Origin of the sequence: Tardiphaga sp. (genome assembly GCF_041424195.1) — a bacterium.
Classification (GTDB): Bacteria; Pseudomonadota; Alphaproteobacteria; order Rhizobiales; family Xanthobacteraceae; genus Tardiphaga.
Window position 1 is genome coordinate 33,878 of the sequence record NZ_JBGMOE010000175.1, and the last position, 9,344, is coordinate 43,221.

Sequence of the window (9,344 nt, forward strand, 5' to 3'; positions counted from 1 at the left end):
ACGCCCATGTCCGCGTCCTCTCCCGTACGTGTCGCTGCAACCCGGCTCGACGATCCCGAAGCGGCGATCCGCGAGCTGTTCGGCGAGATCGACCCGCCCGACCTTGCGGGCATAGTCCTGTTCTGTTCAAGCCGTTACCGACTGAACGAGCTTGCCGCCGCGATCGCGACGCGCGGTGACGACCTTCCGATCGTCGGCTGCACGTCGGCGGGAGAGATTTCCCCCGAGGGTCTGGACGAAGGGACGATCACCGCGATCGGGTTTCCTGCCAGCGACTTTCGCATGACGGCGACCTGTTTCGAAAACCTCGATCACTTCGATGCGAATGGTGCGCGCGACCGGATCAGGGCGATGGTCGCCGACGCCGCGCAAGCACAGCCGCCGTTTGGCGATACGCCGAGCCATGCAGCGATCTTCCTGGTCGATGGCCTGTCACACCGCGAAGAAATGTTGACCCTGGCCTTGCAGGATGCCCTGGGCGACGTGCCCCTGATCGGCGGGTCGTCGGGGGATGGACTTGCGTTTCGCGAGACCTTCGTGCTCTTCGATGGTCGCTTCCGCAGGGACGCTGCGGTCGTCGCTATCCTGACCTCGGCGCGCAAGATGAGCGTCTTCCGCGCGCAGCATTATGGTCCCGGCACCACAAGGATGGTCATTACCAAGGCCGATCCCGTCACCCGGATCGTCCATGAGATCAACGCCGAGCCAGCTGCGCAGGAGTACGCCCGACTGATCGGCACGACGCTTGCGGAACTGACGCCCGGCCATTTCGCATCTCACCCGCCGATGGTGCGTGCAGGCGGCGAATATTACGTCCGCTCGATCCAGACTGCCAATGCCGACGAGAGCCTGACTTTTTATTGCGCGATCGACGAGGGCATCGTGCTGACGCTCGGGGAGGCGACAGACATCCTGGAGGGGCTGGGAACACTCTTCGATTCTCTCGATGCAGCCGTCGGCGGGATCGACTGTATCCTCGGCTTCGACTGTGTGCTGAACTCGGTCGAAGCCGAGCAGCGCCAATTGCGTGGCGCCGTGTCAGCGCTATTCTCCGAGAGGCGGCTCGTCGGCTTCAACACGTACGGCGAGCAATATCGTGCGCTGCACGTTAATCAGAGCCTGTCCGGTCTGGCAATCGGTCGATGAGCACGCGTTTTGAGCCCGACCCGCGCGACGCGCACATCCTCAGGCTGGAAGCGGCGCTGGCCAAAAGCGAGCGGATCAATCGCGTCCTCATGGACCGGGTCGAGCGCTCGACCGACCTGCAGGGCAATGCCTTCTCGCTGTTCCAGACGGCGATCACGCTCGAGCAGAAGGTTCGCGAGCGCACCGCCGATCTCGAACTGGCGCTCTCGCGCTTTGCCGCTTCCAATGCGCAATTGAGCCTTGCCAAGGAGCAGGCCGACGATGCCGAGCGTCGGCTGCATGATGCCATCGCCAGCGTCAACGAGGGTTTCGCACTGTTCGATGCCGACGAGCGCCTGGTGATGTTCAACGACACCTATCGCGGCCTGTGGCCGGATTTTACTGATCGGATCACGCCGGGTGTCAGCTTCGCCGACACGGTACGATGGTTCGCCGAGGCGGGGGGGACGCTGGGCGAGCGTCGCCCGCCCGTCCATCCGGTGTCGGGAGGCGGCGCCGCGGATCGCATTGCGGAAGGCGGGCAGGTCCATATCCTGCCCGACGGTCGCTACCTCCAGGTCAACGAGCTGCGCACCTTCGAGGGCGGCATTGTCGGCATCTACACCGATATAACCGATGTTAAAGCCCAGGACGCACGGCTGCGTGCGCAGGAGTTGGCGGCGAAGACTGCCATCCTCCAGGCGACCCTCGACACCATCCGGCTCGGCGTTGCTGTTTACGACGCCGACCATGGCCTGATCGCGTCGAACGATCTTTTGCTGCCGACGATCGGACTTGCGGCCGACGCGCTCACGCTCGTTGCGACCCATTCGGGCATGATCGCGGCGTGGCCGACGACCGCCAGAAAACGCGCACCGTCGCTTGACTGGCTGCCGACCGGAGCAGGGGACGTCACCGCTCAAGAGCAGCTGGCAGATGGTCGCACGATCGAGGTGCGCAGGTCGGCAATGAACGATGGTGGCATGGTCATGAGCTTCGAGGACGTCACTGCGCGGCTCGCTGCGGCCGAGGCGCTTCGCGATGCCAATGAAACGCTGGAGCGCCGTGTCGACGAACGGACCGCGGCGTTGCAACGCGAGGTCGCTGAGCGTTTGACCGCGGAAGCGGCGATGCGTGAGGCAAAGACCGCAGCCGAGGACGCAAACATTTCAAAGACCCGGTTTCTGGCCGCGGCAAGCCACGATCTGCTGCAACCACTCAACGCGGCGCGTCTCTTCGTTTCGGCGATCGCCGACCGGCGGCTTGCGGCGCCGACCCGGGTGCTGGTCGGACAGACCGGCTCAGCGCTGGATTCGGTCGAAGATTTGCTGGAGGCGTTGCTCGAAATATCCAAGCTCGACGCCGGCGCGGTCGTGCCACAACTCGGCGACTTTCCACTATCCGACCTGCTGAGCGCGCTGCATGCCGAATTCGAGCCGGTGGCGCGGACGCGTGGCCTACGGCTTGACATCCCGCCCGAACCTTTCTGGGTGCATAGTGACATGCGCCTCGCACGCCGTATTCTTCAGAACCTGGTGTCCAATGCTTTGCGCTATACCGAACGCGGTCACGTCACGCTGGCGTGTCGGTCGAGGGCGGGGGCTATCCGCATCGAGGTGCGCGACACGGGGATTGGTATTGCCGAGGAGCATTATGGCGTCGTTTTCGACGAGTTTCGCCGACTTGATCATGGCAGTCGGCAGCGCGGCATGGGGCTGGGACTCGCGATCGTGAAGCGCGCAGCCGATATGCTGGGTACACAGGTCGGCCTGCGATCGCGCCCGGGTGAGGGCTCGGTCTTCTGGATCACGCTGCCGGCGGCCGAACCCCAGGAGAGCCGCGAACCCTCCTCACCGCGGCTGCAAGGTCGCACGATCAGGCATCGCGCGGTACTTGTGATCGACAACGAGGAAGCGATCCTCGACGGCATGGCCGCGATGCTGGGAGGCTGGGGCTATCGGATCGTCACGGCGCGCGACATGCCCGCCGCCCTGGCGGCGATCGACGGTGGTTTCGTACCTGACCTCGTCATCGCCGACTATCATCTTGACCGCGGTACAGGTGATGTCGCGGTGGCAGCCGTCAGGAAGCGCGTCAGCCACGATCTGCCGGCGATTATCATCACCGCCGACCGGACGCCGCTATTGCGCGCGCAGCTGGCCGAAGCAGGTCTCGCCTGCCTGACGAAACCGGTGAAGCCCGCTCAACTGCGCGCGACGATGAACAGCCCTGACCGGTGATCGGGCATAGACGGTCGAAAGCGGCTCCGGCGGTAATTCACGGCGCCTGCTGCGTCGTACCGAGCCGAACCTTTTCCGCCATGATGACTGCCTGGGTTCGGGAGGCGACGTTCAGTTTAAGGAGGATGGCAGAGACATGCGCCTTGACCGTCCGCATCGATATGTCGAGGTCGTAGGCGATCTGCTTGTTGAGCTTGCCCGATGCTAACTCGGCGAGCACGCGCCGCTGTTGCGCGGTCAGCAGGTCGATCCGCTTCCAGACCTCACCATGATCGTCCCCGTAACCTGCACCGGTAAATTCGGGCGGCGCAACGATCTCACCGGCGAGAACCGCGCGGATCGCCGCGACGATGGCATCACGCTTTGCCGACTTCGACACGAACCCCGCCGCACCCGCTGCCAGCGCCGCATTGACGAGGTCGCGATCCGCAACCGCCGATACCAGCAGGATTGGGATGGTCGGAAAGCGCTGGCGCAACGCGACCAGCCCTGCGGTGCCGGTCGTGCCGGGCATCGTAACGTCGAGGAGGACGAGGTCGAGTTCCGCGTCTTCCTCGACCGCGATCATCGCCTCGGCCAACGTCGTCGCCTCGCGGATCATGCAATCGGGGAAGGCGCCCTCCACGACTGTGCGCAGACCGTCGCGGACAAGGGGGTGATCGTCGGCGATCAGGAGTCGTTCCATCGTCTGCCGCTCAGCTTCTACCGGTGGGCGACATTGTGGAGACTTCGCGACGCCCTACGATCAGCGCCTCGACGACGCGTGTATCTGCAAGCGTCGACACATCGCCCAGTTCTTCGATCTGGTCGCTGGCTATCTTACGCAAAAGACGTCGGACGATCTTGCCAGACCGGGTCTTGGGGAGATCGGCCGCGAACTGGATTGCATCGGGTGTCGCGATCGGGCCGATTTCGCGGCGCACCTGATCGCGCAGGGCGCGGCGAAGCTCAGCGGACGGCTGCGCGCCGGCGTTTAGCGTCACATAGGCGTAGATACCCTGTCCCTTCACGTCATGATCTATTGCGACCACCGCCGCCTCCGCCACCGAGTCGTGTCCGGCGAGCGCCGCTTCGATTTCGGCGGTACCCATCCGATGCCCGGACACGTTGATGACGTCATCGACCCGCCCGGTGATCCAATAATAGCCGTCTTCGTCCCGCCGCGCACCATCACCAGTATAGAATTTGCCGGGGAATGGAGCGAAATAGGTGTCGTAGAATCGCGTGTGATCGTTCCAGATCGTGCGCGCCTGCCCAGGCCATGAGCGGCCGATAACGAGGTTGCCTGCGACCTCGCCTTCCAGCACAGTGCCGCTCTTGTCGACGAGTTGCACCTCGACGCCCGGCAACGGCAGCGTCGCCGATCCTGGTTTGAGGATGGTCGATCCGGCACGGGGCGCGATCATCCCGCCCCCCGTCTCTGTTTGCCACCACATGTCGACGATTGGGCAGCGACCTTCGCCCACGACGTCGTGATACCAGTGCCACGCCTCGGGATTGATCGGCTCGCCGACCGATCCCAACACCCGCAGGCTGGATCGTCTTGTCGCTGTTACGTGCTCATTGCCCTCGCGCATCAGCGAGCGCAGCACGGTCGGTGCGGTAAACAGCGTGTTGACCCGATGCCGATCGACGATTTGCCACATACGTGCCGGGGTTGGCCAAGTCGGCACACCCTCGTACATCACCGTAGTCGCGCCGATGGCAAGCGCGCCGTAAACACCGTATGTATGACCGGTGATCCACCCTACATCGGCGGCACACCAGAACACCTCGCCCTCGCGATAGTCGAAGCAGTCGCGCATCGTCATGGCGGCCCACAGCAAGTAGCCACCCGTGGTATGGACGATGCCCTTGGGCTTACCGGTCGAGCCCGAGGTGTAGAGAATAAAGAGCGGATCCTCCGCGCCCATTGCCTCCGGTAACGAAGAGGCGGTCGCTTCGGCGATCAGGTCATGGTGCCAGCGATCGCGGCCGGGGGTGATCGCCACGTCGGCACCGGTGGCCCTTACGACGATGACGGTGTCGACGTCCGGGCAGTTCGCCAGCGCCGCATCGACATTGGCTTTAAGAGGGACACGTTTGCCGCCACGCCGCGCCTCGTCGGCGGTCACGACCACGCGCGCGTCACAATCGCGAATGCGATCGGCGAGAGCGTCGGGCGAGAACCCCCCGAAGACGACCGAATGGATGGCGCCGATCCGCGCGCATGCGAGCATGGTGATCGTCGCTTCCGGGATCATCGGCATGTAGAGAACAACCCGGTCTCCGCGCTTGACGCCGCATTCACGCAAGCCTGCGGCAGTCGACTGCACGGCATCAAGTAGCATGCGATAGGTGATAAACCGCGGGTCTTCGGTCGGAACGTCGGGCTCCCAGACGATGGCAATCGCGTCACCATGCTCGACGACGTGCCGGTCAACGCAATTGACCGAAGCGTTGATGAGACCATCCGAGAACCAGCGAATGCGGAAATCGGCCTGCTCGAACGAACTATCGTCCATCACGACGGGCTTGGTTATCCAGTCAACCTGATCGATAGCCTCTTGCCAATCGACAAGTCTCGCATTCCGACCGCTAGTGACTACTTCATTGAAGTCGGCATCGCCTACCACGCTGTACGCTCCATCTAATTCATGGGCGGCATATCAGGCCTATCCCTCCTCACAGATGAAGGAGGTGGGGGATCGCGGACAGTGTACTTTAGGCCGATGCGGAAACGTGATGAAGCCTTGCCGCATGCTGTACGAAACAAATATGGGTGCACGCGCGACCACAAAATATCTCACGTTGCACAGCCCCCTTAAGGATCGCGATCCGACTGCGACAAGCCGTCTGCAGTAGCCGTTCGACCTTAACGATTTGCATCGAGCCGATGGGTCCAGCCACTGGACGTAAGGTCCGGTTTTTCGTATCTCTCCAACCTAGAGATAAGTATTTTATTTAACATAAGATATATTATCGAACAAAACAGGAACGTGGCTTGTGCCGGGTCGGCAACAGCGGCTTAACCAGCGGCCGAACTCTTAACTTGGCTCAATAGTCGAGGTTGCGTTTTTCCATCTGTGCGGCCGCGAGGTCCGCGACCGGACCAGCGCCTTCGGCCAGCTCGTAGATCGCTATCACAGCCCTGTCGTCGAGACGCTCGACCATTGCCTGGACCGCTGACCAGTTAGCCACGTCGAGCGCGACCGTCGTGCTTTCCTTACCGGACACGGCGATCGGCCGCATCAGCCATCTTCGACCAGCGATCGGCCGAATGCAGCATACGGTCCCGAGCATGGGGGAGAACGAGCTGCTGCGCCTCGGCAAGATCGGCCGCTGCCCTCGCGCGGTAGTCGGCTGCGGTATCGGCCATGAAGTCCCCTCAGTTTAGGCCAGCGTTCTAAAACCCTGGCCCGTTTATCACTTGCCGTTCATCCGATCGCGGACCGCCTTCGCCGGCGCGAACGTCAGCTTGCGTGACGCCGCGATCGTGATCGCCTCGCCCGTCGACGGGTTGCGCCCCTGGCGCTCTGGGGTGTCCTTCAGCTTGAACTTGCCGAACCCGTTGAGGCTGACTTCCTCGCCGGTCGCGACAGCCGCGGTGATGTTCGCAAGGATCGCATCGATGACCTTCCTGGCGTCCGCCTTTGCGAGGCCATGGGTATTGGAGAGCTGTTCGGCCAGATCGGATGTCGTCGTCATGAACACGTCCCGGTGGTGAATGATTGGACCGGCCTTAGCCCGGTTCACGTCGCGCCGCCATCGGGAGTTGCCTCCTGCGCGCTCATCTCGCCCTCATAGGGGCGGACGAGCTTCAGGGCGTCTTCATAGCTGCCGTCGAGCCATGCCGTGAAATCGCGAGGGTGAAGGATCGCCGGCATTGCCTTGGGATGCCAGGGATCGACGGTGGCGTTGGGAGAGGTGGTGCAGAAGGCATAGGCATCGCCGCGCTCGGTCGGCCGCCACAGACCGGCGAAGAAGGCGATGGGCTGGTCGGGCAGCGAAAACCACATCTGGCGGGGTTTGCCATCGTCGCCCTTCCCGCCCTCGGGATGCGGCTCGGCGAAGTGCGTGAACGGGACCAGGCAGCGCCGATCGGGATTGGCGATCGACGGCTTCCACATCGACGATGAGAGATACCGCGCATTGGTGACGAACTTGTCCAGCTTGACCGCCGGGTCGCGCTTGCTCGCTACCTTGGTCGGGAAGCCCCATTCCATCGCGATCGGCTCAAGCGGGCGGTTACCCTCCCCTGCCCGCCTGACGACCAGTCCGTAGCGCGCTGTCTTCTTGCCCGTCGGGAAGATCTCGCGCGGCACCGGGTAGGTCTCGTCCTCGGGATAAGGCGGCTCGAAACCGACCGCCCGCGTCACCGCGGCCTGTTTGGCGCTCAGCCGATATCGGTTGCAGATCGGTCCGGCTCCTTCATCGTGCCCAGGCTAGAAGAACTCCCGGCCACCGCGATACTCGCGCCAGGCATTATCCCATTTCGTGCCAACGTCGCCACTCACCGGCCGCGCGCCGACGTCGAATCCGGCCATCACGTCGTCGATATGCGGTGCCGGCACCGGAATGTTGAACGGCGCGATCCTACGCGCCTTCAAGTGCCAGACATAGGCGAGCTCGTGATCGGTGACCGGCGCGGCCTTCCCCCACGCCACGTCCTGGAACTGGCGCTGCGCCGCGCTCCTCGGCCGACGCTCGCGCAAACGCAGCGCATCGTAGAACAGCAGATGCTCGCGCAGCAGCGCCTCGTAGCGTTCGATCGTGCGCGGGTTTTCGCCGTCCTGCTCCACCGTGCCCACTCCGTCAGTACGGGTGAAAATCCTCGCCAAACTCAATCCGATATGCTAGACTTTGCAAGCCTAATTCTGACCATCACGGTCAGCCACGGATTGAGGAAGGAGCGGCCATGTTGAACCACGAAACTGGCCAGATGGACTGGGGCAGCACTGCCAACCATTCGCTATACTTCAACCCTGATAATTTACTCGATCCAATGACGCACCGTGGGCGGGAGCTAATCACCGAGGGTTCTACCAGCACTGACAGCGACGATATATCTTTCCCCAATGCTGACGGTCCTGCGTGGCCTTTGTTCTTGATCGCGGCGCTTATTATCTGCGGATTTTTTCTCTCACCTTTCAGTTCCTAAGCTGAAATCTACGCGGGTCGACCGGAGCGCCATCTTTCCACAGTTCGTAGTGAAGATGCGACCCGGTCGATTTTCCGGTGCTGCCAACACGCCCGATCACCGCCCCAGCCTGGACGGTACTTCCAACCTGAAAAGCCGACCGATCCTGCATGTGGAAGTATTTGCTCTGTGAGCCGTCGCCATGCTGCAGGACTACATAATTGCCGGCGCCGTTGGCCTGGAAGTCGTTTCGTATGACCTGACCCGAGGCTGGCGCACGGATTTCTGTCCCTGCTGGTGCTGCAATATCCACGCCACGGTGATGCCGTCCCGGCTCGCCGGTGACCGGGTCAATCCGACCACCCATTCCTGAACTCAGCCGCCCAGAGATCGGCAACATTGCCCGCTCACCGCGGGGGACTTCGTATACATGGCTGGTGCCAGCGCCTATACCGAGGTTGTCACGGACCCAGTTGCGCGCGCCCTCGACACCGGGAAGTGTCGTCGTGATCCACGCGTCGTTGCGCTCCCGGACATGGTCACCGAGCTGACCCGCCGTCCCTCTCGCGTCGTCGACGCCGTTGCCGACCTCGAACGCGCCGCGCGTGATGCGCGCTGATGCGTTCGGAATCGCGTCAGCGACATTGCCGGCCAGATCGAGATCGCGCGAACTCTCGCGGATCGATACATCCGGCCCTTGCGCCCTGACGCCGGCGGCGCGCTCATTACCCCATTGTTGTACTGCACCCGGTGTCGCCGATGCAGGGCCATGCAGCTGCCCGGACAGGCGCTCAGGCACGCTTACATGTTGAGTTGCACTGAGAAGTGACCCGGGATTTTCATTGAGAAGTGACCCGGGT

11 protein-coding genes are annotated in these 9,344 nt (G+C 63.0%); 3 read left to right on the top strand and 8 right to left on the bottom strand.

Going from position 1 to position 9,344, the window contains the following annotated elements; translation table 11 throughout:
- Nucleotides 1-6 precede the first annotated feature (6 nt).
- Both ACEK02_RS23935 and ACEK02_RS23940 read left to right on the top strand, forming a co-directional pair.
- A complete protein-coding gene (locus ACEK02_RS23935; RefSeq protein ID WP_371424020.1) occupies nucleotides 7-1,146 on the top strand; it encodes an FIST N-terminal domain-containing protein in 1,140 nt (379 codons plus the stop codon).
- On the top strand, nucleotides 1,143-3,365 hold the full coding sequence (locus tag ACEK02_RS23940) for a NahK/ErcS family hybrid sensor histidine kinase/response regulator (protein ID WP_371424021.1): 2,223 nt from the start codon (nucleotides 1,143-1,145) through the stop codon (nucleotides 3,363-3,365). Before ACEK02_RS23935 ends, ACEK02_RS23940 begins: the two co-directional genes overlap by 4 nt.
- A 37-nt stretch (nucleotides 3,366-3,402) precedes the next feature.
- On the opposite strand, the gene ACEK02_RS23945 is transcribed toward ACEK02_RS23940, so the two are convergent.
- From ACEK02_RS23945 to ACEK02_RS23975, 7 genes are all read right to left on the bottom strand, one after another.
- Entirely contained in the window at nucleotides 3,403-4,050 is a 648-nt protein-coding gene (locus ACEK02_RS23945; protein WP_371424022.1) for a response regulator, read from the bottom strand.
- A 10-nt stretch (nucleotides 4,051-4,060) separates the two neighbouring features.
- Nucleotides 4,061-5,980 (bottom strand): acetate--CoA ligase, encoded by a 1,920-nt coding sequence (acs, locus tag ACEK02_RS23950; protein WP_371424023.1) that lies wholly within the window; start codon nucleotides 5,978-5,980, stop codon nucleotides 4,061-4,063.
- Between the two features lie 421 nt (nucleotides 5,981-6,401).
- Nucleotides 6,402-6,596: a hypothetical protein gene (locus ACEK02_RS23955; protein ID WP_007406362.1), complete on the bottom strand. Its 195-nt coding sequence runs from the start codon at nucleotides 6,594-6,596 to the stop codon at nucleotides 6,402-6,404.
- The gene (locus ACEK02_RS23960; RefSeq protein WP_007406311.1) at nucleotides 6,571-6,723 is read right to left on the bottom strand and encodes a hypothetical protein; all 153 of its coding nucleotides are present in this window, start codon (nucleotides 6,721-6,723) and stop codon (nucleotides 6,571-6,573) included. Before ACEK02_RS23960 ends, ACEK02_RS23955 begins: the two co-directional genes overlap by 26 nt.
- A gap of 47 nt (nucleotides 6,724-6,770) precedes the next feature.
- Nucleotides 6,771-7,052: an HU family DNA-binding protein gene (locus ACEK02_RS23965; protein ID WP_010409234.1), complete on the bottom strand. Its 282-nt coding sequence runs from the start codon at nucleotides 7,050-7,052 to the stop codon at nucleotides 6,771-6,773.
- Nucleotides 7,053-7,096: 44 nt separating this feature from the next.
- Entirely contained in the window at nucleotides 7,097-7,762 is a 666-nt protein-coding gene (locus ACEK02_RS23970) for an SOS response-associated peptidase family protein (RefSeq protein WP_283214574.1), read from the bottom strand.
- 27 nt (nucleotides 7,763-7,789) lie between these two features.
- On the bottom strand, nucleotides 7,790-8,185 hold the full coding sequence (locus ACEK02_RS23975) for a hypothetical protein (protein WP_206378520.1): 396 nt from the start codon (nucleotides 8,183-8,185) through the stop codon (nucleotides 7,790-7,792).
- A 77-nt stretch (nucleotides 8,186-8,262) separates the two neighbouring features.
- Between ACEK02_RS23975 and ACEK02_RS23980 the strand changes: the two genes are divergently transcribed.
- Nucleotides 8,263-8,505, top strand: a complete 243-nt coding sequence (locus tag ACEK02_RS23980) for a hypothetical protein (RefSeq protein WP_066282991.1) — start codon at nucleotides 8,263-8,265, stop codon at nucleotides 8,503-8,505.
- Here the strand turns inward: ACEK02_RS23980 and ACEK02_RS23985 are convergent.
- Nucleotides 8,495-9,344, bottom strand: an 850-nt coding sequence (locus ACEK02_RS23985) for a M23 family metallopeptidase (RefSeq protein ID WP_371424024.1), incomplete at its 5' end; no start/stop codon positions are given. The two genes, ACEK02_RS23980 and ACEK02_RS23985, sit on opposite strands and share 11 nt — an antisense overlap.